This window comes from Pseudomonas corrugata (genome assembly GCF_001269905.1).
GTDB classification, from domain to species: domain Bacteria; phylum Pseudomonadota; class Gammaproteobacteria; order Pseudomonadales; family Pseudomonadaceae; genus Aquipseudomonas; species Aquipseudomonas corrugata.
This window is the reverse complement of record NZ_LHVK01000009.1, coordinates 541,492-567,713: the sequence shown is the minus strand read 5'-3', so window position 1 is coordinate 567,713 and position 26,222 is coordinate 541,492. Positions and strand designations below refer to the sequence as shown.

Here is a 26,222-nt window from a genome sequence, read left to right as displayed (position 1 = left end):
CGGCGGGACCCTGGCCAACGACAGCTACAACTCCAGCTACGACAACGCCAAGGAAAAATCCTGGCAAGTGCGCCACGACTTCAACTTCGCCGCCGTCGGCGTACCGGGCCTGACCCTGATGAACCGCTACATCAGCGGCGACAACGTGCACACCGCCACGGTGGACGACGGCAAGGAGTGGGGACGTGAGACCGAACTGGCGTACACCGTGCAGAGCGGTGCGCTGAAGAGTCTCAACGTGAAGTGGCGTAATGCATCGATCCGTCGGGACTACAGCAGCAATGAGTTCGACGAGAACCGCCTCTTTATCAGCTACCCGATCAGCTTGTTGTAAAGCGGCTGCGGTGGGTCTGTCGCTCAAGTGGCGACTGACCCACCGCTATCGCGAGCAAGCTCGGCTCCCACAGGGAATGGTGATGAACACATTATTTGCACGCGACGCCAAACCACTGTGGGAGCCGAGCTTGCTCGCGATGGCGGCGGTACATCCAACTTCTATGCGAGCTGACCCACCGCTTTTGCGAGCAGGCTCGCTCCCACAGGGAATGGTGATGAACACATTATTTGCACGCGACGCCAAACCACTGTGGGAGCCGAGCTTGCTCGCGATGGCGGCGGTACATCCAACTTCTATGCGAGCTGACCCACCGCTTTCGCGAGCAGGCTCCCACAGGGGATTTGCGGTGTACGCAGAATCTGCATATTGCACTGAACCACTGTGGGAGCGAGCCTGCTCGCGATAGCGGTGGCACATTCAACATCTTCATCGACTGCCCCACCGGGATTACGGTGAGCCTACTTCCGCGATTCGACACCCAACTCGTCCCACACCGACTCGGCCAGGTGGAACGTGGCATTGGCGGCAGGAATGCCGCAGTAGATGGCGCTCTGCATGATCACTTCCTTGATCTCGCCACGGCTCACGCCATTGTTGGCCGCGGCGCGCAGGTGCAGCTTGAGCTCTTCGTTGCGGTTCATGCCGATCAGCATGGCGATGGTGATCAGGCTGCGGGTGTGGCGCGGCAGGCCCGGACGGGTCCAGATATCGCCCCAGGCGTGACGGGTGATCATCTCCTGGAACTCGCTGTTGAACTCGGTCAGCGCATTGAGGCTGCGGTCCACGTGGGCATCGCCCAATACCGCGCGGCGGACTTGCATGCCTTCGTCATAACGTTGTTTCTCGTCCACAAAAAGCTCCTCAGGCGCGGCTGGAATCAAGCAGGAAATCCAATACCCGCTCGCTGAACGCAGCGCCGGCCTGGACGTTGGACAAATGCGCGGCATGGAACTCAACGTACTGCGCCCCGCTGACCCGCTCCTGGATAAAACGCCCCCCCGACGGCGGCGTCACGGCATCTTCGCTGCCGACCACCACCAGCAGTGGCACAAGGATCGAGGACAGTTGATCACGAAAATCGGCATCGCGCACTGCGGCGCAGTTGGCTGCATAGCCCTGGGGCGAGGTGGCGGCGAGCATGTCGGTGATTTTCCTCGCCGTATCCGGGTTGGCCTGGGCGAAGTCCGGAGTGAACCAGCGGGCAATCGAGGCATCGCGCAGCGCCACCATGGCCGCCTTGCCGTCACGCAGCACGGTTTCGATGCGTGGGTTCCACATCGACGGATCACCGATCTTGGCAGCGGTGTTGCACACCACCAGCTTGTGCAGTCGCTCGCCGGCATTGATGCCCAGCCACTGGCCGATCAGACCGCCCATGGACAAACCGCAGAAGTGGACCTTGTCGATATCCAGCGCGTCGAGCATCGCCAGCACATCGCGGCCCAGTTGCTCGATGCTGTAAGGGCCCTCGGTGACCAGCGACCGACCGTGACCACGGGTGTCGAAACGCAGTACGCGAAAGTGTTCGCTGAACGCCGCGACCTGCTCGTCCCACATCTGCAGGTCGGTGCCCAGGGAGTTGGACAACACCAGCACCGGCGCGTCTTGCTGCCCGTCGAAGCAATAGTTCAGTTCGCCATCGGCGAGTTTGACGAGTCCCACAACAATCTCCTTTCAGGCCTTCAAGGCAAGGTGTTCAGCCACTGCCCGGGCGACCCAGGTCTGGGCCTGGCCGAGGTAATGGGCGGGGTTGAGCAAATGATCGAGTTCGGCAGCGGACAACTGTGCGCAAACCTGGGGATCGTCCCCCAGCACGTCCCGCAGATGACGTTGTTCGGTCACGGCACGCTTGCAGCACTGCTCCAGCAGATGATGCGCAGTGTCCCGTCCGACGCGCTGGGCCAGGACGATGCTCACCGCTTCAGCCAGTACCAGTCCCTGGGTCAGTTCGAGATTGCGGGCCATACGCGCCGCGTCAACCTCCAGCCCTTCAGCCAGCAATCGCGCCTGCTGCAGGGCACCGGACACCAGGCAGCAAATCTCCGGCAAGGTTTCCCATTCGGCATGCCACAGCCCCAGGCTGCGCTCATGTTCCTGGGGCATTGCGCTGAACAGCGTCGACAACAACCCAGGCACCCGTGTCGCCGCACCGATCAGCACCGCCGCGCCCACCGGGTTGCGCTTGTGGGGCATGGTCGACGAACCGCCCTTGCCCGGTGCCGACGGCTCGAATGCTTCGCCGGCCTCGGTCTGCATCAACAAGCTGATGTCGCGGCCGAGCTTGCCCAAGCTACCGGCAATCAGGCCCAGCACTGAGCCGAACTCCACCAGCCGATCGCGCTGGGTGTGCCAGGGTTGCTCCGGCAGGCTCAATTGCAACTCGGCGGCCAAGGCTTCGGCAACAGGCAGCGCATGTTCACCCAATGCGGCGAGCGTTCCTGAAGCACCGCCAAACTGCAGCACCAACAAGCGGGGCTTGAGTTCCAGCAGACGTTGGCGGCTGCGGGTGATCGCCCCCAGCCAACCGGCGATTTTCATACCCAGGGTCACCGGTGTCGCATGTTGCAGCCAAGTGCGCCCGGCCAACGGTGTGGCGGCGTAGCGCTCGGCTTGGCGGGCCAGGATAACAGCCAGTTGCGCCAGCTCACTCTCGATCAGTTGCAGCGCCTGGCGCAGTTGCAGGACCAGGCCGCTGTCCATCACGTCCTGGCTGGTGGCGCCCAGGTGCACGTAACGTTCGGCCTCGGCATGCTCGCTGGCAATGCGCTTGCCCAGTGCCTTGACCAGCGGGATTGCGGAGTTGCCGGCGCTGGCAATCGCTTCGCTCAATGCCGAAAAATCGTACAGCTGGGCACGACAGGCAGCCTCGATGGGGGCCACCGCATCATTGGGGATCAGCCCTACCCGAGCCTCGGCCCGGGCCAGTGCTGCCTCGACGTCGAGCATGGCCTGCAGCCGGCCCGCATCGCAGAACACCTCGCGCATGTCGCGGGCGGTGAAGTAGGCATCGAACAGCTGATTGCCCGGTCGTTCGCTCATAAACAGTCCTTGGGTGCGCCGGCCTCACGGCCGGTCGCGGCTGGATCAAAGGAGTGGCTCAAAGATCATGGTGCAAATACGTCGGTTGCTTCGGCAGGCGCAGGCTGAACAGGAACGCCACTACCATCATGACCGTGACATACCAGTAAAAGACGTTTTCCATGCCCTGGGCTTTCAGGCTCAAGGCAACGTACTCCGCCGAACCACCAAAAATCGCGTTCGCCACCGCGTAGGCCAACCCTACCCCCAGCGCCCGCACTTCGGGTGGAAACATTTCAGCTTTCACCAGACCGCTGATGGAGGTGTAGAAGCTGACGATGGCCAGTGCCAGGGTAATCAGGACGAACGCCAGGAACGGGCTGCTGATGCTTTTGAGGGTCAGCAGGATCGGCACCGTGCACAGTGTCCCCAACGCGCCGAACCAAAGCATGGAGTGACGGCGACCGATCTTGTCCGCCAGCATGCCGAACAACGGTTGCATGCACATATAGAGAAACAGTGCGCCGGTCATGATGTAACTGGCGGTCTTGGCATGCAGGCCAGCGGTGTTCACCAGGTATTTCTGCATGTAGGTGGTGAAGGTGTAGAAAATCAGCGAACCGCCGGCGGTGTATCCCAGCACGGTGATGAACGCGGCCTTGTGGTCACGAAACAGCGCGGCAACGCTGCCGGCGTCCTTGTTCTCGCGCATTTCCTTGCTGCTGGTTTCTTTCAGGGAACGGCGCAGGAACAGGGAAATCAACGCGGCCACGGCGCCGACTACGAAAGGGATTCGCCAGCCATAGGCGCGCAGTTCGTCTTCGTTGAGGAACTGTTGCAGGATCACCACCAGCGACACCGCCAGCAGTTGCCCGCCGATCAACGTCACGTACTGGAACGACGCGAAGAAGCCGCGCTGGCCCTTGAGCGCGACTTCGCTCATGTAGGTGGCGGTGGTGCCGTATTCGCCACCCACCGACAAGCCTTGCAGCAGGCGGGCGAGCAACAGCAATACCGGTGCCCAGACACCGATGTCCTTATAGGCGGGCAGGCACGCGATGAGCAACGAGCCGAAGCACATCATCAGCACCGAAATCATCATCGAGTTCTTGCGCCCGTGACGGTCCGCCACCCGGCCGAAAATCCAGCCGCCGATAGGCCGCATCAGGAACCCGGCGGCGAAGACACCGGCGGTATTGACCAGTTGCACCGTGGGGTTGTCGGACGGGAAGAACGCCGGCGCAAAATAGATCGCGCAGAACGCGTAGACGTAGAAGTCGAACCATTCGACCAGGTTGCCAGAGGAGGCACCGACGATGGCGAAGATGCGCTTGTTGCGTTCTTCACCGGTGTAATGGCTGGTTAAGGTGGTCATGGGCTATTCACTCTCAGGGACTCAAAAGACTAGACACACTTCGTAACAGCCCCGTTCCACAGTTTTGCTGTGCCTGTACTGGCGCCATCGCGGGCAAGCCTGGCTCCCACAGAGGTGTACTCCCCAGAACAAGGGACAACCCTGTGGGAGCAAAGCTTGCTCGCGATGCAATCTCAAGCACTCACTCAGTAGTCGAAGAACACCGTCTCGGCATCCGTCCCTTGCAGGATCACATTCCACTGGTACACACCCGACGCATCGGGTTTGCTCACGATGGTGGCGCGACGCTCCTCAGGAACGCAGGCCAGCAACGGATCGGCTTCGTTGGCCTGTTCGCCATCGAAGTAGATACGCGTCAGCAGGTGCTTGACCAACCCACGGGCGAATACCAGTACCACCAAATGCGGTGCCTGAGTCGTGCCATCCAGGCCCGGCACGGTGCCCGGCTTGATGGTGGTGAACCGGAAGCGGCCCTCGGCGTCCACCGGCACGCGGCCGAAACCTTCGAAGTTCGGGTCCAGGGGTTTGTCCTGATCGTCCTCGGGATGCGCGTATTTGCCGGCAGCGTTGGCCTGCCAGACTTCCAGCATCGCGTCATTGACGAACTCGCCGTTACCGTCGATCACCTGCCCGGTGATCGCCACGCGCTGGCCGAGGGTTTCGGCGACCGTCATGTCTTCGCGATTCAGCCAGGTCAGGCCGATGTGGTAGTAAGGGCCAACGGTATGGGACGTGGTGGCGGTAAGCGTCATCTTATTTCTCCATCGGCGTGGCATCGCGGCCGCGCAAGACGATGTCCCAGCGATAACCGAGGGCGTAGTGAGGGATGGTTTTTTCCAGATCGAAGCTGGCGATCAGACGTTCCTTGGCGCTGGTGTCCGATACACAGTTGTAGATCGGATCGTAGGCCAGCAGCGGGTCGCCGGGGAAATACATCTGCGTCACCAGGCGCGTCAGGATGCTTGGCCCGAACAGCGAGAAGTGGATATGCGCCGGGCGCCAGGCGTTGTGGTGATTGCCCCACGGGTACGCGCCGGGCTTGATGGTCTGGAACTGATACCAGCCGTCGGCATCGGTGATGGCCCGACCGGTACCGGTGAAATTCGGGTCCAGTGGTGCATCGTGTTTGTCGCGATCATGGTGATAGCGACCGGCGGCGTTGGCCTGCCAGATCTCTACCAGAATGCCCGGCACAGGATGGCCGTTCTCATCCAGGACACGCCCGTGAATGATGATCCGCTCCCCCAGCGGTTCGCCGCCATGCTGGGCGGTCAGGTCATTGTCCTTCTCCTGCACACGGTCGGCACCGATGGTCGGGCCGGTGATTTCCGACAGCGAGTGGGGCAGGAACACCAGCGGCTTGGAGGGCGAGCGCAGATTGGTGGACTGATACGGCGGATGCAGATATTCCGGCTGGGTGCCCGCTTGGGGGCGACGGTAACCAGGCTTGTCAGTCATGAAGCATTCCTCGGTTTCTTATGAGTAGTTCGACGCGTCAGGCGCGTTCGATAGCCAATGCCAGGCCCTGGCCGACGCCGACACACATGGTCGCCAAGCCTTTCTTGCCGCCGGTCTTTTCCAGATGATGCAGCGCCGTCAGCACCAGTCGCGCCCCGCTCATGCCCAGCGGATGGCCGAGCGCAATGGCGCCGCCGTTCGGGTTGACCTGCGGCGCATCGTCCGCCAGCCCCAGTTCGCGCTGCACCGCCAGGCCCTGGCTGGCAAACGCTTCATTGAGTTCGATCACATCGAAATCGGCGACCGCCAGGCCCAGGCGCTCAATCAACTTGCGCACCGCCGGCACCGGGCCGATGCCCATCACCCGTGGCGCCACGCCGGCACTGGCCATGCCCAGTACCTTGCCACGAGGCGTCAGACCGTGTTTCTTCACCGCGTCGGCCGAGGCCAGGATCAACGCAGCCGCGCCATCGTTCACACCCGAGGCGTTGCCGGCGGTGACGGTCTTGTCCGGACCGTTGACCGGCTTGAGTTTGCTCAAGGCCTCCAGCGTGGTGTCGGCGCGAGGATGTTCGTCCTGCTCGACCACCGTTTCGCCTTTCTTGTGGGCAATGCGTACCGGTACGATTTCTTCGGCGAAAAATCCTGCAGCCTGGGCCGCCGCTGTGCGCTGCTGGCTGCGCAGTGCAAACGCATCCTGGTCGGCGCGAGACACCCCATAATCATCCGCCACGTTGTCGGCGGTCTGTGGCATCGCGTCCACGCCGTACTGAGCCTTCATCAACGGATTGATGAAGCGCCAGCCAATCGTGGTGTCTTCCAGCTTCATGTTGCGGGAAAACGCCGCATCGGCCTTGCCCATCACGAACGGTGCGCGGGACATCGATTCCACGCCGCCGGCGATGGCAAGCTCCATTTCGCCACTGGCGATGGCGCGGAACGCCGTGCCGATGGCGTCCATGCCCGAAGCGCAGAGACGGTTGAGGGTCACGCCGGGAATGCTCTCCGGCAACCCTGCCAGCAACAGTGCCATGCGCGCCACGTTGCGGTTGTCTTCGCCGGCCTGGTTGGCGCAACCGAGGAACACCTCGTCCACTGCGCTCCAGTCCACTGACGGGCTGCGCTCCATCAACGCCTTGATCGGTATGGCCGCCAAGTCATCGGCGCGCACCGCGGCCAAACCACCGCCGAAGCGGCCGATGGGAGTACGAATCGCATCACAGATATAAACGTCGCGCATCAGGCTTCTCCCGGTGCCTGGCCGTGGGCCGCTGCCGTGCGAGCTTCAAGATCGCGCAATGCGCGCAGCTCTACGTCGGTCGGCTCGGCGGTGGTTTGAACCTGGTCGGCGAAACGGATCGCCCACCCGGTCGCGGCAGTGACCTGTTCGCGGGTCACGCCGGGGTGCAGCGCAGTGACCACGAATTCATGGGTACCGGCTTCCGGTTCCATGATGCACAGGTCGGTGATGATACCCACCGGCCCAGCACCCGGCAGGCCCAGGCGCTTGCGCGAATCGCCGCCCTCGCCGTGACCGACCGAAGTGATGAAGTCCAGCTTATCGACGAAGGAACGCGCCGACTGCCTGAGGATGATTAACACGCTCTTGGCCGAACCGGCGATTTCCGGTGCACCGCCGGCGCCCGGCAGACGGACTTTTGGCTGATGGTAATTGCCCACCACGGTGGTATTGATGTTGCCGAAACGGTCGACCTGGGCCGCACCGAGGAATCCGACGTCGATACGCCCGCCCTGCAGCCAGTAGCGGAAAATCTCACCGGTCGGCACCACGGTATCGGCGGTTTCAGCCAGTTCACCGTCGCCAATGGACAGCGGCAACACGCTGGGCTTGGCACCGATCGGGCCGGATTCGTAGATCAACACGACATCCGGCGACGATGTAAGCCGCGCCAGATTGGCCGCTTTCGAAGGCAGACCGATGCCGACGAAGCACACGGCGTTGTTCTTCAACCGACGGGCCGCGGCAACGGTCATCATTTCGTTGGTGGAGTACGTCATTGTTTCGCCTCCGAAGCGGCTGCCAGTTTGGTCTGCAATTCACTGAAATCGCGAGTGCCATGGATGTATTCGTTGATCCACGCAGTAAAGGCCTCACGGTCCCGGGCGATGGCGTCCCACGTTTGGTAGAAACGATTGTCACGCTCGGTGTAACCGTGGGCGTAAGACGGATGAGCACCACCGGGCACATGGCAGACCGCACTCAGGGCCCAGGTCGGCAGGACGCAAGCATTCATTGGCGCGTTCAGGTCGTCGACGATTTCTTCGACGGTGACGATGCAACGCTTGGCGGCCAGGGCGGCTTCTTTCTGCACACCGAGGATGCCCCACAACAGCACGTTGCCCTTGCGGTCGGCCTTCTGGGCGTGGATCACGGTGATGTCGGGACGCACTGAAGGCACCGCGGCCAGCACTTCACCGGTAAAGGGGCAGGTCACGCTTTTGATCAGCGGGTTGACCTTCGGCAGATCGGAGCCGGCGTAGGCCCGCAGCACCGCGAATGGCAGGCCGGAGGCGCCGGCGACGTAGGCGTTGGCCAGGTCGGCGTGGCTGTGCTCCTCGATCTCCAAGGGCTGCGGCCACTGCTTTTCCACGGCATCGCGCAGGCGGTGCAGCGAGCCCACGCCCGGATTGCCGCCCCAGGAGAAAATCAATTTGCGAGCACAGCCGGCGCCAATCAACTGGTCGTAGATCAGATCCGGGGTCATCCGCACCAGGGTCAGGTCTTTTTTGCCCTGGCGGATGATTTCATGACCCGCCGCCGTCGGGATCAAGTGGGTGAAGCCTTCGAGGGCGACGGTATCGCCGTCGTTGACGAACTGCTTCACCGCGTCGTGCAGCGAAAGGATTTCAGCCATGGGCAGGCTCCCGTTTTCCAGTGGACCGACATGAAGAAAAAGGCGCGAGGTTCAGCGCCGGAGTGACTGAAGATTAAGCTGCGGGGAAAGACCAAACAATCCGATAATCGACTGAGTGTTCGTTTATCGAACAGATTGTTGTTTGGCTATCGATTTACTTGGCAAACGAATTCCGGGGGGTATCGAGCCTGCTCGCGATGGCGGTGTAGCAGGCAATAAGCTCGCTACTGATAGACCGCCATCGCGAGCAGGCTCGCTCCCACCGGGGTGAGGTGCTCGGGTTACGAGTCAGGTCGCATCCGCATGACTGACCATGCCCTTGATCACCACCGCCGCGGTCGCCAGCGCTGCGGGAATGACCAGCGCGGTCAGTACCTGTTCGAAGTTCCAGCCCAGGCCCAACAGGGTCGCGCCCATCCAGGCCCCGAGAATGGCGCCGAACCGGCCGATACCCAACATCCACGACACCCCCGTGGCACGCCCCTGGGTCGGGTAGAAGCGTGCCGCCAGGGAGGGCATTGCCGATTGCGCGCCGTTGACACACATCCCGGCCACCAGCACCAGGGTGGCAAGCAGGGTGATGCTGCCCAGGCTCTGCCCTACGGCGTAGGCAAATACCCCGGCCATCAGGTAGAAAAAACCGATGACCTTGTGGGGATTGAACCGGTCCATCGCCCAGCCCACGCCCACTGCGCTCAAGACGCCACCCAACTGGAACAGTGCGCCGATGAACGCGGCCTGCTCCATGCTCGCCCCACTGTCACGCATCAGCGTCGGCAGCCAACTGGTCAACAGGTAAACGATCACCAGGCCCATGAAATAGGTCAGCCACAGCAGCACCGTACCGGCGCTGTAGGTGCCGGAGAAAATCACCGCGAGCACGTTTCGAGCCTTCACGGTTTTCTGCTCGGGCACACTGAAGCTGGCCGCCTGGGCGATGGTGGCCGGGTCGATTGGCGCCAGGGCTTTGCGTACTTTGTCGGCGCCACGATTGCGCACAAGCAGGTAGCGCGCCGACTCCGGCAGCCAGAACAGCAGCACCACCGCCAACACCAGTGGCAGGATCCCGCCGATCAGCAGCAAGCTGTGCCAGCCGAACGCCGGTATCAATTTGGCAGAGATGAAGCCGCCGCCGGCCATCCCCAGGTTGAACCCGCAAAACATGCTGGTCACCAGCAGGGATTTCTTGCGCTCCGGGGTGTACTCCGACAGCAAGGTGGTGGCGTTCGGCATCCCCGCCCCCAAGCCCAGCCCCGTCAGGAAGCGCAGCACCAGCAATTGTTCGACATTGGCGCTGTAGGCCGACGCGAGGCTGAATGCACCGAACAGCAAGACCGCGCCCACCAGGACGACTTTGCGCCCGAAGCGGTCAGCCAGTGGCCCTGAGCCCAGCGCGCCGAAGACCATGCCGATCAGCGCGGCGCTCATGACCGGGCCGAGGCTGGCGCGGTCGATTCCCCAATCCTGGGACAGGGCCGGGGCAATGAAGCCCATGGCCGCTGTGTCGAGGCCATCGAGGAAGACGATCAGAAAACAGAGGATCACCACCCGCCACTGATAGCGCGAAATGGGTTGCGCATTGATGAAGGACTGCACGTCGAGGCAATGGCCTACGGAGGTCTGGGGCTGGTTCATCGTATCTCTCATTATTATTGTGCCGGGCTCCTCGATCACCGGATCGGGCCCGATCGCGCCGGATGACGCTGCCGCGACATTAATGAGGCCGGATAAATACCGTCAATTCACCCGAGACGTCTCTGTGCGTTTATCGAACAGCTTAAGCAAACAGCTGCGCGCTCAGGTCCCTGCTGGCCCCCAACAGACTGGGCAGAAAGCGCTGCTCCAGCTCACTGCGACTGACACGCCCGGCATGGGTACTGACATTCAGCGCCGCCACTACCTGGCCGGAAGCATCGTAGACCGGAACGGCAATGGCCCGCAGGCCCTGCTCCAGCTCCTGGTCGACGATGCACCAACCCTGAAGTCGCACCTGCTGCAGGCACTCGAGCAGCGCCTCGGGGGTGTGCAGCGTCCGGCTGGTCTTGGCTTGAAGATCGGCATGGTCGAGGTAGTCACGCAGCGAAGCGTCATCCAGGGCCGCCAGGAGAATCCTGCCCATAGAGGTGCAATAGGCCGGCAGGCGCCCACCGACGGAGAGGTCCACGGAAATCAGCCGCTGGGTGGTGGCCGAGCGGGCAATATAGAGAATGTCGTCGCCTTCAAGCGTCGCCATGTTGCAGGCCTCGTGCAACTGCTCGCTCATGCGATCCAGGTATGGCTGGGCAGAAACCGCCAGCGGCGTCGACGACAGGTAGGCGTGACCGAGAGTCAATACTTTGGGCAACAGCGAATAAGTACGCCCGTCGGTGGTGGCGTAGCCAAGTTTGATCAACGTATGCAGGCACCGCCTGACAGCGGCACGAGGAATCTCGGTGCGATGGCTGATCTGCGCAATGGTCAGGTGTCGCTTGCGCTCCTGAAAGGCCTGGACCACGGCCAGTCCGCGGGCCAGGGACGTCATGAAGTCCGGATCGCCAGTCAAGGCCTGGATCCGCTTGGCCGGTGAGGCGACAATCGGTGGCGCGACTGAAGAGAAGGCGTTGCGCAATTGGTCGTTCATGTCTGGTGCTTCCCCGACGGTGACGGTTATTACAAACGGAGGCCTGAGGAACAACAAGAGCGGCCCCTTCAAGACCGTTCGATTATCGAACCCTCGGCCGATAATCGCAATCGACCAAACCGTCTCCGGGCGTCGTCCGACCGCTCGAAAAATCCGAAACATGTTTGAAGAGCAGCGTCAGGCGCATTTGACTTTGAACAACGAAGTTGCAATATTGAACTTGTCGCCTTGAACGGCGCGAGGGTATCGGCACCAGTGGTATTGCTTGAAACGTAATTGCCACAAGTTGCACATGCAAACATGGGTACACACAACAATCCGCCCTTTTAATATTTCCCGATAGTGTTCCTCGGGTGGACCGCTATAATGCAATGCAGTGACGGTACGGCCTATCGGTCTCTTCCGTCCTCAGGTGCCTGAAGCCCCCATGGCCGCTTCCCCTGTATTGGCAACAACACGAAGCCCTGATGCTACGTCAGCTGTCAGCTCTGGTGCCGTGGCCGTCTGCGTGGATACATGCAGTGCGTATCACCAGATTCAATTTCACTTTGCTAGGTAATACTGTGACGAAAGACGAACTGCGCGCGGAACTTGAGCGCCAGGAACAACGTTACAAGGAAGTTTACGGCGGGGAAGTCACCACCTACGCCGCACAACCTGAACCGGAACGCAAACCCTGGCGTAAACGCGCCACTGTTCAGGACCAGGCCTTTTCCCAGGAACTTCAGAAAATGGAAAAGGAACTCAGGCCTGAAGAGCGATGACACACTTGCATCCTTGAAAACGGTATCCGGTCATCACCCAGGCCGGACGCCGTAGCTGGACGCCCGTCATGAGCGGGCCCCCTCTCCTTCCACCAAACGGTGGAGGAAACCCTGATCCCCCTTCTTTTCGGATATTTCATACTACTGCCAGGGCTCCTGCTCAGCTGCGAGACGCCCCTTGCCTTCTGGCTTTAACCCCCGGAATCAATGGGTTGCGCGCCCCTTGGGATAGCTGCTTCCAGGTGGGCTCCTACAAAATATTTCATTGAAGAATGTTACCGATGAGCAGGCAATGCATCGATCAACGAGGTTTTCTGGCATAATCGCGCCCCCTTATGACCGGGTCAGAAAACCTTCATGATCGATTTATTCAGCGGACTGGATGCTTGGGTGCTCGTGAGCCTCTTGCTCGCCCTGGCTTTTGTCCTCGCGTTCGAGTTCATCAACGGCTTTCATGACACCGCTAACGCGGTTGCCACTGTTATCTACACCAAAGCAATGCCGCCGCACCTGGCGGTGTTCTTTTCCGGTGTGTTCAACTTCCTCGGCGTGCTACTGGGCGGCGTGGGCGTGGCGTATGCCATCGTTCACCTGTTGCCGGTGGAACTGCTGATCAACGTGAACACCGGACACGGGCTGGCGATGGTGTTTTCGCTGCTTGCAGCGGCCATCACCTGGAACCTGGGCACCTGGTACTTCGGTATCCCGGCATCCAGCTCCCATACCTTGATTGGTTCGATCCTCGGCGTGGGCCTGGCCAACGCGTTGATCAACGACATCCCGTTGGGCGACGGAGTCAACTGGCAGAAGGCGATCGATATCGGCGCCTCTCTGGTGTTCTCGCCCATGGCCGGCTTCCTGGTTGCGGCCGTTGTGCTGATTGGCCTGAAATGGTGGCGTCCGCTGTCGAAGATGCACAAGACACCGGAACAACGTCGCAAAGTCGACGACAAGAAGCATCCTCCGTTCTGGAACCGCCTGGTGCTGGTGATTTCGGCCATGGCCGTCAGCTTCGTCCACGGCTCCAACGATGGTCAGAAAGGTATCGGCCTCATCATGCTGGTGCTGATCGGCATTGTGCCTGCGCAATTCGTACTCGACCTGAGCAGCACCACCTACCAGATCGAGCGCACCCGTGATGCGACCCTGCACCTGAGCCAGTTCTACCAGCGCAACAGCGAATCCCTGGGCGAATACCTGGCGCTGGGCAAAAGCGTGCCAGGCGACCTGCCGGAGAAATTCCGTTGCAACCCGCAGCAGACCGAACCCACCATCAATGCGCTGCTCGATACCCTTAAAGGTGTTGCCGACTATCACTCGCTGCCGTCGGAAAGCCGCATCGAGATTCGTCGCTACCTGCTCTGCCTGGACGACACGGCCAAAAAGGTCGGCAAGTTGCCAAACCTGTCAGCCCGCGAAAAAGACGATCTGAACAAACTCCGCAAGGATCTGACCGCCACCACCGAGTACGCTCCGTTCTGGGTGATCCTGGCCGTCGCCCTGGCACTGGGCCTGGGTACCATGGTGGGCTGGAAGCGTGTGGTACTGACCATCGGCGAGAAAATCGGCAAGCAGGGCATGACCTACGCCCAAGGCATGTCGGCGCAGATCACTACCGCGAGCATGATCGGCCTGGCCAACGTCTTCAGCCTGCCGGTATCCACCACCCACGTGCTGTCTTCCGGCGTGGCCGGTACCATGATCGCCAGCAAGAGCGGCTTGCAAGGCGGCACAGTCCGTAACATCCTGCTGGCCTGGGTGCTGACCCTGCCGGCGACGGTGGCGCTGTCGGCCGGGTTGTTCTGGCTGGCTTCCAAGGCCTTGGGCAGCTGATTCCAGCGGCTCACAAAAAAGGTGCGATCCTTGCGGATCGCACCTTTTTTTATGCCCGGAATACCAGCCCCTGTGGGAGCAAGCTTTGCTCCCACAGGCTCGAACAGGGCTTTGGTGTGTGGGCAAGAATCTGGCACAAAAAAAGGGCGACCGAAGTCGCCCAAAATGCCTTGCGTGCTCGTTACAGCCGGAAAGACCTACGGTTTTTTGCGCTTGTGTGCGTCTCTCCAGATGAATAATCCAAAAACGGCGAAAAATACCAACATGAAGCCGACCGTCAACATTCCAGCAAACACCACATTGTCGAAAAACATGATTGGCCTCCTGGTCCTGCCCCTGTTGTGTTGGAGCCAAGTTAACCATTCGAGCAGGGATGAACATTGACCGGGGTCAATAACGCTCGGGACCGAGCGAAAAGGAAGGGAAATAACTGATCTACATCAATGGATCGGGGGGTGCATCAACGCTTTTTCGGTTTGCTCTTCGGCTTTTTTTTGGCTTTGCCCAGAGGCATCGCCTGCTCGAACGCCTGGCGGACTTCATTGAGGCGCTTTTCGTTGAGGTCGTGAACACGCTTGGCGCGCTCAGTATTCAGGTCAATCAGTTTGTCGTCTTGGCTCATGGCGTGTCGGCATCATGCAGTGAGTGCGAATGTGCTCATGATGGGGGCTGTTGGCAGCGTTGACCAGCCTGCGCGCGTAGACAAATACCGAAAATCAGATCTGGATATCGACCCACAGGCCCTGGCGCGCCTCATCGTCTATCAGAGGTTTCACCGGCACGGTGTTATCGGCGTTGAGCTCGGTTCCCGGTATGGCCAGGTGTTCCTCGGGGTCCTCATCGGCCTCGCGACGGCGCCTTTCACGCTCCTGCTGGCGACGCTGCTCCTCGCGCAGCAACAGCGCAGCCTCTTCAGGATCGCGCTTTTGCAGGTCAATGGTGCTTTCACTGGAGGTCTGCTGTACCGGGGCCACGGGCGGGATGTCCGGTCGCTGGCGGACTGGATCCTGTTGTGCAGTGATGGGGACGGCGCTCAAAGGGAGCGTGGGTAGCAACATAGAAATCTCCTGTCATCAGGCTATCGGCTGCGGCGCAGGCGGCTTGAACCGCTGGTCCGAAACTTGTGACCCGGTTGGCATTACGCACGGCAGGTACAAGCCTGTTTGATCGCCAAACCCGCTGAAGTTCCATCAGACCAGTCGAAGGATCAGCCGCCATAACAGCCCGTTGCGTGCGTAATTTCTTTGGTCTGGAGGATCATTCCGTTAAGATAATCGGCTTTTTCAAGGCGGGAGTCAGGCAGCATGGCGCAGCAGTATCAACCGGGGCAACGCTGGATCAGTGACAGCGAAGCCGAGCTGGGTTTAGGCACCGTTCTGGCACAGGACGGCCGCTTGTTGACCGTGCTCTACCCGGCCACTGGCGATACTCGCCAGTACGCGCTACGGAATGCGCCTCTTACACGTGTACGGTTTTCGCCGGGCGACGTGATCACTCACTTCGAAGGTTGGAAAATGACCGTGCGCGAAGTCGATGATGTCGACGGGCTGCTGGTCTATCACGGCCTTAACGGACAGAACGAAGTCGTCACCCTGCCGGAAACCCAGCTGTCGAACTTCATCCAGTTCCGCCTGGCCAGCGACCGTCTGTTCGCCGGCCAGATCGACCCGCTGGCCTGGTTCTCCCTGCGCTATCACACCCTGGAACACACCAGCCGCCAATTGCAGTCCCCGCTCTGGGGCCTGGGTGGCGTTCGGGCCCAGCCCATCGCCCACCAGTTGCACATCGCCCGGGAAGTGGCCGACCGCATTGCACCCAGGGTATTGCTGGCGGACGAAGTGGGGTTGGGCAAGACCATCGAGGCCGGTCTGGTCATTCATCGCCAGCTGCTGTCCGGGCGCGCCAGCCGCGTACTGATACTGGTCCCGGAAAACCTTCAGCACCAGTGGCTGGTGGAAATGCGCCGGCGCTTCAACCTGCAAGTCGCCCTGTTCGATGAGGAACGCTTCATCGAAAGCGATGCGAGCAACCCGTTCGAAGATACGCAACTGGCGCTGGTGGCGCTGGAATGGCTGGTGGACGACGAGAAGGCCCAGGACGCGCTGTTCGCCGCCGGCTGGGACCTGATGGTGGTCGACGAAGCCCATCACCTGGTGTGGCACGAGGATCAGGTCAGTCCGCAATACGCGCTGGTCGAACAGCTTGCCGAGACGATCCCCGGCGTATTGCTGCTGACCGCGACGCCGGAACAGTTGGGCCAGGACAGCCACTTCGCCCGCCTGCGCCTGCTGGACCCGAACCGCTTCCATGACCTCAAGGCCTTCCGCGCCGAAAGCGAAAATTACCGCCCCGTGGCCGAGGCTGTGCAAGAGCTGCTGGACAAGGGCCGCCTCTCGCCCGAAGCCCACAAGACCATCCACGGTTTCCTGGGCAACGAAGGCGAAGCGCTGCTGACCGCCGTCAACGATGGCGACGTCGAAGCCAGCGCCCGCCTGGTCCGCGAATTGCTGGACCGTCACGGCACCGGCCGTGTGCTGTTTCGCAATACCCGGGCCGCCGTACAGGGCTTCCCGGAGCGTAAACTGCACGCTTATCCGCTGCCGTGCCCGGACGAATACCTCGAGCTGCCGCTGGGCGATCACGCCGAGCTGTACCCGGAAGTCAGCTTCCAGGCCCAACCGGATGCCAGCGAAGAAGAACGCTGGTGGAAATTCGACCCACGCGTCGAGTGGCTGATCGACCAACTGAAAATGCTCAAGCGCACCAAGGTACTGGTGATCTGTGCCCATGCCGAAACCGCCATGGACCTGGAAGATGCCTTGCGCGTGCGCTCCGGCATCCCGGCCACGGTATTCCACGAAGGCATGAACATCCTCGAGCGCGACCGTGCCGCCGCGTACTTCGCCGACGAAGAGTTTGGCGCGCAAGTGCTGATCTGCTCGGAAATCGGCAGTGAAGGACGCAACTTCCAGTTCGCTCATCACCTGGTGCTGTTCGACCTGCCTTCTCACCCGGACCTGCTGGAACAGCGAATCGGCCGGCTGGACCGGATCGGCCAGAAGCACACCATCGAGTTGCACGTGCCGTACCTGGAAACCAGCCCGCAAGAGCGGCTGTACCAGTGGTACCACGAGGCGCTGAACGCATTCCTCAACACCTGCCCGACCGGCAACGCCTTGCAGCATCAATTCGGCCCGCGCCTGCTGCCCTTGCTGGAAGAGGCAGACGATGGCCAGTGGCAAGCGCTGATCGACGAGGCACGCGCCGAACGCGAGCGTCTGGAGACCGAGCTGCACACCGGTCGCGACCGTTTGCTGGAACTCAACTCGGGCGGCGCCGGTGAAGGTGACGCACTGGTGGAAGCCATTCTTGAGCAAGACGACCAGTTCGCCCTGCCAATCTACATGGAAACCCTGTTCGACGCGTTCGGCATCGACAGCGAGGACCATTCGGACAACGCGCTGATTCTCAAGCCGAGCGAAAAAATGCTCGATGCCAGCTTCCCGCTTGGCGACGACGAAGGCGTGACCATCACCTACGACCGTAACCAGGCGCTATCGCGCGAGGACATGCAGTTCATCACCTGGGAACACCCGATGGTGCAAGGCGGCATGGACCTGGTGCTGTCCGGCTCCATGGGCAATACGGCCGTGGCGCTGATCAAGAACAAGGCCCTCAAGCCCGGCACCGTGCTGCTGGAACTGCTTTACGTCAGTGAAGTGGTGGCCCCACGCTCGCTGCAACTGGGCCGCTACCTGCCACCGGCCGCCCTGCGCTGCCTGCTGGACAGCAACGGTAACGACCTGGCGGCCCGGGTTTCGTTCGAGACATTGAACGACCAGCTCGAAAGCGTGCCTCGCGCCAGCGCCAACAAGTTCATCCAGGCCCAGCGTGACCAACTCACGCCGCGCATCAATGCCGGTGAAGAGAAGATTGCCCCACGGCACGCCGAGCGCGTGGCCGAGGCACAACGTCGCCTGGCCGCCGATACTGACGAAGAGCTGGCCCGTCTGACCGCCCTGCAAGCCGTCAATCCGACCGTGCGCGACAGCGAGCTGGTGGCCCTGCGCAAACAGCGCGAACAAGGCCTGGCGATGCTGGAAAAGGCTGCGCTGCGCCTGGAAGCGATCCGGGTGTTGGTGGCGGGCTGATCAGCCCTGGCAACACAAAAAAAGGCCCGCAGCGCTGCGTAATGCCAGTCAGTTAAGGATCAAACGGCGCAACGCCTGTGGGAGTAAAGCTTGCTCGCGATAGCGATGGACCCGTCAACATTGTTGCTGACTGACCTACCGCAATCGCGAGCAAGCTTTGCTCCCACGGGTTTGTGGCTTAACTGACTGGCATTACGCAGCGATGCGGGCCTTTTTTTGTGCGCCGAGCACACCTTTCACAAACATCCCCGAAACGCTGTGGGAGCAGGCTCGCTCGCACAGGGATTGCGGCGTATACAAATGCTGCTTATCCCGCGGGAACTGCGCCGAACAGCAAGCACCAAAAAACCCGTCACTGCCCCTGAGCGCTGAGTTGCTGTTGCAGGTTGCGAATCTGCGCTTGCAGCGTATTGATATTGCGGGTGACCTGGCCGCGGAAGGCATCGAACTCGGCCGTACCGCCGCCCGAGCGATTATCCTGCTGGCTCTTGAGCACCATCATCTCCTGCTCCAGGCGCTCGATGGCAGGGTTCTGGTTATTCCTTTTCAGGGCGGTGATATCGGCACCGATGCTCTTGAGCTGCGCATCGAGCACGCCGTCTTCACCCTGGTTCTTCAGGGTGGTCACTTCCGCCGCCAGTGCCTTGACCTGGGCCTGAAGCTCCTTGTTGGAAGCTTGCAACTGAGTGCTGGTATTCTGCTGCTCAGTGGCCTGGGCAATGAGTTGGGCCAGCTCCTTGTCCAGGTCGGCGGATGGACCGAACGTGGCCTGCTGTTGCTTGTATTGCTCTTGCAGCTTGCTTTCGAAAAGCCGAGCCTGGTCTTGCAGCTTGTTGTCCAACTGCTTGACCTGCAGCTTCAAGGCTTCACTGTCGCTCATGACATTGGACTGACCGGCTACCACCTTGCCGGAAATGTCCTGCAACCGTCCCGCCGCGTCCTCACTGATCCGCGCGAAGCTCTCCTGGGTCGCCACCAACTGCTGCTCCATCAGGGAAATCTGCTGGAAGCTCCACCAGGCCAGGAAACCGAACGCACACAGCAACGCGCCGACCAGCGCCCATAGCGGCCCGGTGCTGGGCCCCTTGACCTTTGCGGCCATCACGGGTGTCGGACGCGCTTGCACATGAGCCTGACGGTTGGGCAGGAAGTCATCGTCATCGGGGACGTCGGCACGCATCCGCAGGCTCGGTACATCGTCGAAGTCGTCGTGTTCATCATTACGCGTGGGCATGGATTCAACCTTTGAAAAACCAGTAATGGCTTGATGCGGCGAGTATAACCCCCTCGCCCGCCGCACCGATTGACCCCGAACCCGGCACTCGGTTCATGACGGACCGATCAGCGGGCTTTCCACCAGGTGCAGAATTCATCGAGGGCGGCCCACAGGCTGACCTGCGGATCGTAACCGAGATAATGCCGGGCCCGGCTGATGTCGAGGGTGAAATTTTTGTTCATGACCTGCATGCCCAGGCGCGACAGCGTCGGCTCGGGACGGCCCGGCCACAATTTGCAGGCCCCTTCGTTCAGCGCTGCAATGCTGTAGGCCAACCCGTAGGAACGGTAACGCCTGACCTGTGGGACGTCCATCTGCCGCATTACATAGTTGACCACGTCCCACAGCGGAACCGGCGCCCCGTTGCTGATGTTGTAGGCCTTGCCCAAGGCTGAACCGGTGGCCAACAGACTGCTGAGCAGCGCCTCGTTGAGGTTGTGCACGCTGGTAAAATCCACCTTGTTCAAACCATTGCCAACAATCGCCAACCGCCCCTTGCGCTGCATGTTCAACAACCGCGGGAAGATGCTCATGTCGCCGGCCCCGGTCACGAAGCGAGGCCGCAGGGCCAGCACTTCAAGGCCAAACTCCTGGGCGCCGAAGACTTTCTGCTCAGCCAGGTATTTGGTGGCGGCATAGGGATGCCTGAAGCGCTTGGGTACCTGCTCTTCGGTCAGTCCGATGTGGTCGCGGCCATCAAAATAGATCGAGGGTGACGACAGATGCACCAGGCGCCGGACCTTTTGCTTGAGGCAGGCCTCGACAACGTTTTCCGTGAGCTGGACATTACCCTGGTGAAAATCCTGATAGCGGCCCCACAACCCCACGGAACCGGCGCAGTGCACCACGGCGTCGACGTCCAGGCACAGATCACGGGCCAACAGCGGATCACTCAGATCCCCCGGGACGAATTGCGCACCGCGACGCACCAGGTGCTCCACACTCTCGGCCCGGCGTCCGTTGACCCGTACATCCAGGCCCTGCTCCAGGGCGAAACGCGCAAAGCGCCCGCCGATGAAGCCGCTTGCGCCGGTAACCAGAATTTTCATGAATGCTCCCAACCCGTGCAGTGGCGGGCATCGAGCCGCCACGGCCAATTAATCTGTACGCCGCTTGCGGCTTGACGCTCATTGCGGTCCCCAAGGCACCAGCCAGCGCTTCGAGCAGTGAATCAATTGATCGGTCAACACCCCGAGCAACTGCCCACCATTACGCCAATGATGCCAGTACAACGGCACATCGATCGGTTTATCTGCCAGCAACTCCACCAGCACACCACGCGCCAGTTGTTCGCGCATCTGCAGTTCCGGGACCAACCCCCAGCCAAGCCCCGCTTCGGCCAGGCGCAGGAAACCTTCGGAGGACGGACATAGATGGTGCTCGAAACCACCTTCGACGCCGAGGGAAGCAAGGTAGCGGTGCTGCAGGAAATCATCCGGGCCGAACACCAGGGCCGGCGTGCGAGCCAATTGATCGGCGCGTACGCCGTCAGGGAAGTGCCGGGCGATGAAGTCCGGACTCGCCACCGCCCGGTAGCGCATGGCTCCCAGCAAGACGCTGCGGGCCCCAGCCACCGGGCGTTCGCTTGCACAGACACACGCCGCCACTTCACCGGCGCGCATGCGCTTGAGGCCAACGTTCTGGTCCTCGACCACCAAGTCCATCAACAGGTGATGTTCAGCGCAGAAATCGCCCACGGCTGCCGCCCACCAGGTCGCCAGGCTGTCGGCATTCAGGGCGATGCGCAGACGTTCGGGCAGCCCCTCTTCATCCAGCGCCGGCACCAGGCTTTGCAGATCACGCTCCAGCAAGCGTACCTGCTGCACATGGTTGAGCAAACGGCGACCGATCTCGGTGGGAGCCGGCGGTGTGGCGCGTACCAGTACAGGTTGGCCGACGCGCGCCTCCAACAGTTTGATCCGCTGGGAAATGGCCGATTGGGATAAACCCAGTACTTGGGCGGCGCGCTCAAAGCCGGCCTGCTCCACCACGGCAGCCAGCGCAGCCAGCAATTTGTAATCGAACATCAGTGTTCCTAATGAGCAATCAGCAATATTTGTTTTTCTTATACAGCTTGCGACCGGAGAATGGCCAGCATTCACTTCAAGGAGCGAGCCATGTCTGGCGAAACATCATTGAACACTCTGCTGCGCAGCATGAGCCCACAGCTCAACCAGGGCGAATACGTGTTCTGTAGCCTGCCCGACGGCCGGATACCGGCGGACATCGCAATCGTCGGCAGCTTTCTCGAACGAGAGGGACTGACGGTGATCCTGGAAAAATCCCAGGCGCAAAAGGCCGAGCTGGACTTCGACTATATCGCCGCCTGGATCACCCTTGAGGTGCATTCGGCCTTGCAGGCCGTTGGCCTGACCGCCGCGTTCGCCACGGCATTGGGAGATGCCGGTATCAGTTGCAACGTGATCGCAGGTTTCTACCACGACCACTTGTTCGTCGGCCGGGACGATGCGGAACAGGCCATGGCTGTGCTCGAACAACTGGCCGCGAACGGGGAGTGATGATCATGTGGCAGAGTTATGTGAACGGGCTGCTGGTGGCCCTTGGGCTGATCATGGCTATCGGCGCCCAGAACGCGTTTGTGCTGGCCCAGAGTCTTCGCCGCGAGCATCATTTGCCCGTGGCTGCGCTGTGCGTTACCTGCGATGCGCTGCTGGTCATGGCCGGAGTATTCGGGCTGGCTACGCTGTTGGCCCAGAGCCCGTTGTTGCTCTCGATTGCCCGCTGGGGAGGGGCGGCGTTCCTGTTCTGGTATGGCAGCCTCGCCTTGCGCCGGGCCTGTTCGAAGCAGAGCCTGAAACAGGGTGAAAAACAGGCCGTGCGCTCACTGCGGGCGGTATTGCTCAGTGCGCTGGCAGTCACGCTGCTCAACCCTCACGTCTACCTCGACACCGTGCTGCTGATCGGCTCCCTCGGTGCCCAGCAGAGCGTGCCCGGGGCCTATGTCGTGGGCGCCGCCAGCGCCTCGCTGTTGTGGTTCTTCACCCTGGCCTTCGGTGCTGCGTGGCTGGCTCCCTGGCTGGCTCGTCCGAGCACCTGGCGGATCCTCGACCTGCTGGTGGCGGTGATGATGTTCACCGTGGCGGTGCAGTTGATCGTCATGGGCTGATTATTCAAAACCGCTCTGGAACCTCTATCCCACACAGTTGTTGCGTGGTTATGCCGCACCCCCGGTGCTATGATCCGACCCTGCGCCGCAAAGAGTACAAACTCCCCGGCGCTAGTCCGGCCGCCCGTGATCGGCCTTGCGCTCACCGCAACTGACCTGATTAGGAGAATCACCATGGCTTTCGAATTGCCGCCGCTGCCCTACGCACACGATGCACTGCAGCCGCACATCTCCAAAGAGACTCTGGAATTTCACCACGACAAGCACCACAACACCTACGTCGTGAACCTGAACAACCTGGTGCCTGGCACCGAGTTCGAAGGCAAGACCCTGGAAGAAATCGTCAAGACTTCCTCGGGCGGCATCTTCAACAACGCCGCTCAGGTCTGGAACCACACCTTCTACTGGAACTGCCTGGCGCCTAACGCCGGCGGTCAACCTACCGGCGCACTGGCCGAAGCCATCAACAAGGCCTTCGGTTCGTTCGACAAGTTCAAGGAAGAGTTCAGCAAGACCTCGATCGGCACCTTCGGTTCCGGCTGGGGCTGGCTGGTGAAAAAGGCCGACGGCTCCCTGGCCCTGGCCAGCACCATCGGCGCCGGCAACCCGCTGACCAGCGGCGACACCCCGCTGCTGACCTGCGACGTCTGGGAACACGCCTACTACATTGACTACCGTAACCTTCGCCCGAAATACGTCGAAGCGTTCTGGAACCTGGTCAACTGGAAATTCGTGGCCGAGCAGTTCGAAGGCAAGGCTTTCACCGCCTAAGCTTCGATCCGATGCCCGACAAAAGAACCCGGCACCTTGCCGGGTTTTTTTTGCCCGGCACACATTGCACTCCGCTTTCGAGTGGATGACCTCACGTCTGAATCCGAACAAAAATTCCTTCGGGGCCTCAAGTTGCGAGCCTCTGCAACCGACACAATGACTGTAGAGCAATCACTCTGGAAAAACCGCATATTGGCCATGTCCCAGGCAAAATCCCTTGTGTTTGATTGTCCCTTTGACTGACATCACAGGATTGCCAATACTCATGGCAACTTGACGCTACCCGCACGGTACAAGGAATCCCTCTTTGAAGCTGGAACTCAAGAACAGCTTGTCTGTGAAGTTGCTCCGGGTCGTGCTCCTCTCGGCATTGATCGTTGGCCTGATTTTGAGCTGTGCCCAGATCGTTTTCGATGCCTATAAAACCAACCGGGCCGTCGCCAACGATGCCCAGCGCATTCTCGATATGTTTCGCGATCCCTCGACCCAGGCCGTCTATAGCCTCGACCGGGAAATGGGCATGCAAGTGATCGAAGGGCTATTCCAGGACGAGGCCGTCCGCATGGCCTCCATCGGTCACCCTCACGAAACCATGCTTGCCGAAAAGACCCGGCCTTTGCAGCACTCCGAAAGCCGCTGGCTGACCGACCTGATCCTGGGCAAGGAACGCACCTTCACCACGCAGTTGGTTGGCCGCGGCCCCTACAGCGAGTATTACGGCGACCTGAGCATCACCCTGGACACCTCCACCTACGGCCAGAGTTTCATCATCAACTCCGTGATCATTTTCATCTCCGGCATGTTGCGGGCCCTGGCAATGGGCCTGGTGTTGTACCTTGTCTATCACTGGCTGCTGACCAAGCCGCTGTCGCGGATCATCGAGCACCTGACGGAAATCAATCCCGATCGCCCCAGCGCCCACAAGATTCCACAGCTTCGTGGCCACGAACAGAACGAGCTGGGGTTGTGGATCAACACCGCCAACCAGTTGCTCGCCTCCATCGAGCGCAATACACACCTGCGCCACGAAGCGGAAAACAGCCTGCTGCGGATGGCCCAGTACGACTTCCTCACCGGCCTGCCCAACCGCCAACAGCTACAGCAGCAACTGGACAAGATCCTCGTCGATGCCGGCCGCCTGCAACGCCGGGTGGCGGTGCTGTGTGTGGGACTGGACGACTTCAAGAGTATCAACGAACAGTTCAGCTACCAGACCGGAGACCAACTGCTGCTGGCCCTGGCCGACCGGCTGCGGGCCCACAGCGGACGCCTGGGTGCGCTGGCACGGCTGGGGGGCGACCAGTTCGCCCTGGTCCAGGCCGACATCGAGCAGCCTTACGAGGCCGCCGAGCTGTCGCAAAGCATTCTCGACGACCTGGAGGCAGCCTTCGCCCTCGACGACCAGGAAATCCGCCTGCGCGCCACCATTGGCATCACGCTGTTCCCCGAGGACGGCGACAGCACCGAGAAGCTGTTGCAGAAAGCCGAGCAGACCATGACCCTGGCCAAGACCCGCTCGCGCAACCGTTACCAGTTCTACATCGCCAGTGTCGACAGCGAAATGCGCCGCCGTCGCGAGCTGGAGAAAGATTTGCGCGAGGCGCTGGTTCGCGAACAGTTCACCCTGGTCTACCAGCCGCAGATCAGCTACCGCGACTTGCGAGTGGTGGGCACCGAAGCCCTGATTCGCTGGCACCATCCCGAACATGGCTTCGTGCCGCCGGATCTGTTCATTCCACTGGCCGAGCAAAACGGCACCATCATTGCCATCGGCGAATGGGTGCTGGACCAGGCCTGCAAGCAGTTGCGCGAATGGCACGACCAGGGGTTCGTCGATCTGCGCATGGCGGTCAACCTGTCCACGGTGCAGCTGCACCATGCCGAACTGCCCAGGGTGGTGAACAACCTCCTGCAGATGTACCGGTTGCCGCCTCGCAGCCTGGAGCTCGAAGTCACCGAAACCGGCCTGATGGAAGACATCACCACCGCTGCCCAGCACTTGCTGAGCCTGCGCCGCTCCGGCGCGTTGATTGCCATCGATGACTTCGGGACGGGCTATTCATCCCTGAGTTACCTCAAGAGCCTGCCGCTGGACAAGATCAAGATCGACAAGAGCTTCGTTCAGGACCTGCTCGATGACGAAGACGATGCGACCATCGTGCGCGCCATCATCCAGCTGGGTAAAAGCCTCGGCATGCAGGTGATCGCCGAAGGCGTCGAGACGGTCGAGCAGGAAGCCTACATCATCGCCGAGGGCTGCCATGAAGGGCAGGGTTACTACTACAGCAAACCCCTGCCAGCACGGGAGCTGGGCGCTTATCTGAAACAGGCGCAGCGCAGCAAGGCCTCCATTCTCTGACGCTTTCAAGATCGCAGGCTTGGCCGCAGAAGCTGGCGAAGGGTCGGGCCGCGTTCGGACGATCTTTTGATTCCGCTTGGGATTCAAGTGCCTGGGAAAAGATCGCAGCCTCGCTTCGCTCGGCAGCTCCTACCCGTCCGCGTGCATTAAATAAGAAATATTTACAGGTGCAACCCTTTACACATAATGCAAATCTTTCGCATTATGTTGCAGCTTTTGCGCCCTCGCGCCAGTCCCATCCATTTTCGAAGCAGGAT

Annotated in this window: 25 protein-coding genes; 8 read left to right on the top strand and 17 right to left on the bottom strand. The window is 61.0% G+C overall.

Annotation, left to right across the window (positions count from 1 at the left end; translation table 11 throughout):
• Positions 1-334, top strand: a 334-nt coding sequence (locus AD665_RS16685) for an OprD family outer membrane porin (RefSeq protein WP_155514784.1), incomplete at its 5' end; no start/stop codon positions are given.
• Between the two features lie 461 nt (positions 335-795).
• On the opposite strand, the gene pcaC is transcribed toward AD665_RS16685, so the two are convergent.
• The 11 genes from pcaC to pcaR form a co-directional block, all read right to left on the bottom strand.
• Positions 796-1,188: a 4-carboxymuconolactone decarboxylase gene (gene pcaC / locus AD665_RS16680; protein WP_024780254.1), complete on the bottom strand. Its 393-nt coding sequence runs from the start codon at positions 1,186-1,188 to the stop codon at positions 796-798.
• A 10-nt stretch (positions 1,189-1,198) separates the two neighbouring features.
• Positions 1,199-1,999: a 3-oxoadipate enol-lactonase gene (pcaD, locus tag AD665_RS16675; protein WP_053192861.1), complete on the bottom strand. Its 801-nt coding sequence runs from the start codon at positions 1,997-1,999 to the stop codon at positions 1,199-1,201.
• 12 nt (positions 2,000-2,011) lie between these two features.
• Positions 2,012-3,376, bottom strand: coding sequence for a 3-carboxy-cis,cis-muconate cycloisomerase (locus AD665_RS16670; protein ID WP_053192859.1), 1,365 nt, complete (start codon positions 3,374-3,376; stop codon positions 2,012-2,014).
• A 58-nt stretch (positions 3,377-3,434) separates the two neighbouring features.
• Complete coding sequence (locus AD665_RS16665) at positions 3,435-4,730, bottom strand: MFS family transporter (protein WP_053192857.1); 1,296 nt, start codon at positions 4,728-4,730, stop codon at positions 3,435-3,437.
• Positions 4,731-4,915: 185 nt separating this feature from the next.
• The gene (gene pcaG, locus AD665_RS16660; protein ID WP_053192855.1) at positions 4,916-5,482 is read right to left on the bottom strand and encodes a protocatechuate 3,4-dioxygenase subunit alpha; all 567 of its coding nucleotides are present in this window, start codon (positions 5,480-5,482) and stop codon (positions 4,916-4,918) included.
• Position 5,483: 1 nt separating this feature from the next.
• Positions 5,484-6,188, bottom strand: a complete 705-nt coding sequence (gene pcaH, locus AD665_RS16655; protein ID WP_024780249.1) for a protocatechuate 3,4-dioxygenase subunit beta — start codon at positions 6,186-6,188, stop codon at positions 5,484-5,486.
• 37 nt (positions 6,189-6,225) lie between these two features.
• Positions 6,226-7,431 (bottom strand): 3-oxoadipyl-CoA thiolase, encoded by a 1,206-nt coding sequence (gene pcaF, locus AD665_RS16650; RefSeq protein WP_173668669.1) that lies wholly within the window; start codon positions 7,429-7,431, stop codon positions 6,226-6,228.
• Positions 7,428-8,207: a CoA-transferase subunit beta gene (locus AD665_RS16645; protein ID WP_053192850.1), complete on the bottom strand. Its 780-nt coding sequence runs from the start codon at positions 8,205-8,207 to the stop codon at positions 7,428-7,430. Before AD665_RS16645 ends, pcaF begins: the two co-directional genes overlap by 4 nt.
• Positions 8,204-9,064 (bottom strand): CoA transferase subunit A, encoded by an 861-nt coding sequence (locus AD665_RS16640; protein ID WP_024780246.1) that lies wholly within the window; start codon positions 9,062-9,064, stop codon positions 8,204-8,206. The genes AD665_RS16645 and AD665_RS16640 overlap by 4 nt, the downstream gene beginning before the upstream one ends.
• A 288-nt stretch (positions 9,065-9,352) precedes the next feature.
• A complete protein-coding gene (gene pcaK, locus AD665_RS16635; protein WP_053192848.1) occupies positions 9,353-10,699 on the bottom strand; it encodes a 4-hydroxybenzoate transporter PcaK in 1,347 nt (448 codons plus the stop codon).
• Between the two features lie 142 nt (positions 10,700-10,841).
• Positions 10,842-11,684, bottom strand: coding sequence for a pca regulon transcriptional regulator PcaR (gene pcaR, locus AD665_RS16630; RefSeq protein ID WP_024780244.1), 843 nt, complete (start codon positions 11,682-11,684; stop codon positions 10,842-10,844).
• A gap of 563 nt (positions 11,685-12,247) precedes the next feature.
• On the opposite strand from pcaR, the gene AD665_RS26980 reads away from it, so the two are divergent.
• Entirely contained in the window at positions 12,248-12,448 is a 201-nt protein-coding gene (locus tag AD665_RS26980; protein ID WP_080686273.1) for a hypothetical protein, read from the top strand.
• 357 nt (positions 12,449-12,805) lie between these two features.
• Positions 12,806-14,281 (top strand): inorganic phosphate transporter, encoded by a 1,476-nt coding sequence (locus tag AD665_RS16620; protein ID WP_024780242.1) that lies wholly within the window; start codon positions 12,806-12,808, stop codon positions 14,279-14,281.
• 197 nt (positions 14,282-14,478) lie between these two features.
• Here AD665_RS16620 and ccoM read toward each other — a convergent pair whose 3' ends face one another.
• The 3 genes from ccoM to AD665_RS16610 all read right to left on the bottom strand — a co-directional run bounded on the left by ccoM (position 14,479) and on the right by AD665_RS16610 (position 15,339).
• Complete coding sequence (gene ccoM / locus AD665_RS28020) at positions 14,479-14,595, bottom strand: cytochrome c oxidase subunit CcoM (RefSeq protein WP_024780241.1); 117 nt, start codon at positions 14,593-14,595, stop codon at positions 14,479-14,481.
• A gap of 146 nt (positions 14,596-14,741) precedes the next feature.
• Positions 14,742-14,903: a hypothetical protein gene (locus AD665_RS27610; protein WP_167355728.1), complete on the bottom strand. Its 162-nt coding sequence runs from the start codon at positions 14,901-14,903 to the stop codon at positions 14,742-14,744.
• Positions 14,904-14,997: 94 nt separating this feature from the next.
• Positions 14,998-15,339 carry a hypothetical protein gene (locus AD665_RS16610; protein WP_024780240.1) on the bottom strand — a complete coding sequence of 114 codons (342 nt, stop codon included), beginning with the start codon at positions 15,337-15,339 and terminating at the stop codon, positions 14,998-15,000.
• 246 nt (positions 15,340-15,585) lie between these two features.
• Here AD665_RS16610 and rapA point away from each other — a divergent pair, with 246 nt between their 5' ends.
• The gene (gene rapA, locus AD665_RS16605) at positions 15,586-18,432 is read left to right on the top strand and encodes an RNA polymerase-associated protein RapA (protein WP_024780239.1); all 2,847 of its coding nucleotides are present in this window, start codon (positions 15,586-15,588) and stop codon (positions 18,430-18,432) included.
• 352 nt (positions 18,433-18,784) lie between these two features.
• Here rapA and AD665_RS16600 read toward each other — a convergent pair whose 3' ends face one another.
• From AD665_RS16600 to AD665_RS16590, 3 genes are all read right to left on the bottom strand, one after another.
• Positions 18,785-19,666: a coiled-coil domain-containing protein gene (locus AD665_RS16600; protein WP_024781214.1), complete on the bottom strand. Its 882-nt coding sequence runs from the start codon at positions 19,664-19,666 to the stop codon at positions 18,785-18,787.
• Between the two features lie 107 nt (positions 19,667-19,773).
• Positions 19,774-20,757 (bottom strand): NAD-dependent epimerase/dehydratase family protein, encoded by a 984-nt coding sequence (locus AD665_RS16595; protein ID WP_033035242.1) that lies wholly within the window; start codon positions 20,755-20,757, stop codon positions 19,774-19,776.
• A 78-nt stretch (positions 20,758-20,835) separates the two neighbouring features.
• Positions 20,836-21,735, bottom strand: a complete 900-nt coding sequence (locus AD665_RS16590) for a LysR family transcriptional regulator ArgP (protein ID WP_024781213.1) — start codon at positions 21,733-21,735, stop codon at positions 20,836-20,838.
• Positions 21,736-21,825: 90 nt separating this feature from the next.
• On the opposite strand from AD665_RS16590, the gene AD665_RS16585 reads away from it, so the two are divergent.
• The 4 genes from AD665_RS16585 (at position 21,826) to AD665_RS16570 (ending at position 25,965) form a co-directional block, all read left to right on the top strand.
• Positions 21,826-22,227, top strand: a complete 402-nt coding sequence (locus AD665_RS16585; protein WP_024781212.1) for an ACT domain-containing protein — start codon at positions 21,826-21,828, stop codon at positions 22,225-22,227.
• A gap of 5 nt (positions 22,228-22,232) precedes the next feature.
• On the top strand, positions 22,233-22,835 hold the full coding sequence (locus AD665_RS16580; RefSeq protein ID WP_053192871.1) for a LysE/ArgO family amino acid transporter: 603 nt from the start codon (positions 22,233-22,235) through the stop codon (positions 22,833-22,835).
• A 174-nt stretch (positions 22,836-23,009) separates the two neighbouring features.
• Positions 23,010-23,606, top strand: a complete 597-nt coding sequence (locus tag AD665_RS16575; protein ID WP_024781210.1) for a superoxide dismutase — start codon at positions 23,010-23,012, stop codon at positions 23,604-23,606.
• 307 nt (positions 23,607-23,913) lie between these two features.
• Complete coding sequence (locus AD665_RS16570) at positions 23,914-25,965, top strand: putative bifunctional diguanylate cyclase/phosphodiesterase (RefSeq protein WP_024781209.1); 2,052 nt, start codon at positions 23,914-23,916, stop codon at positions 25,963-25,965.
• Positions 25,966-26,222 lie beyond the last annotated feature (257 nt).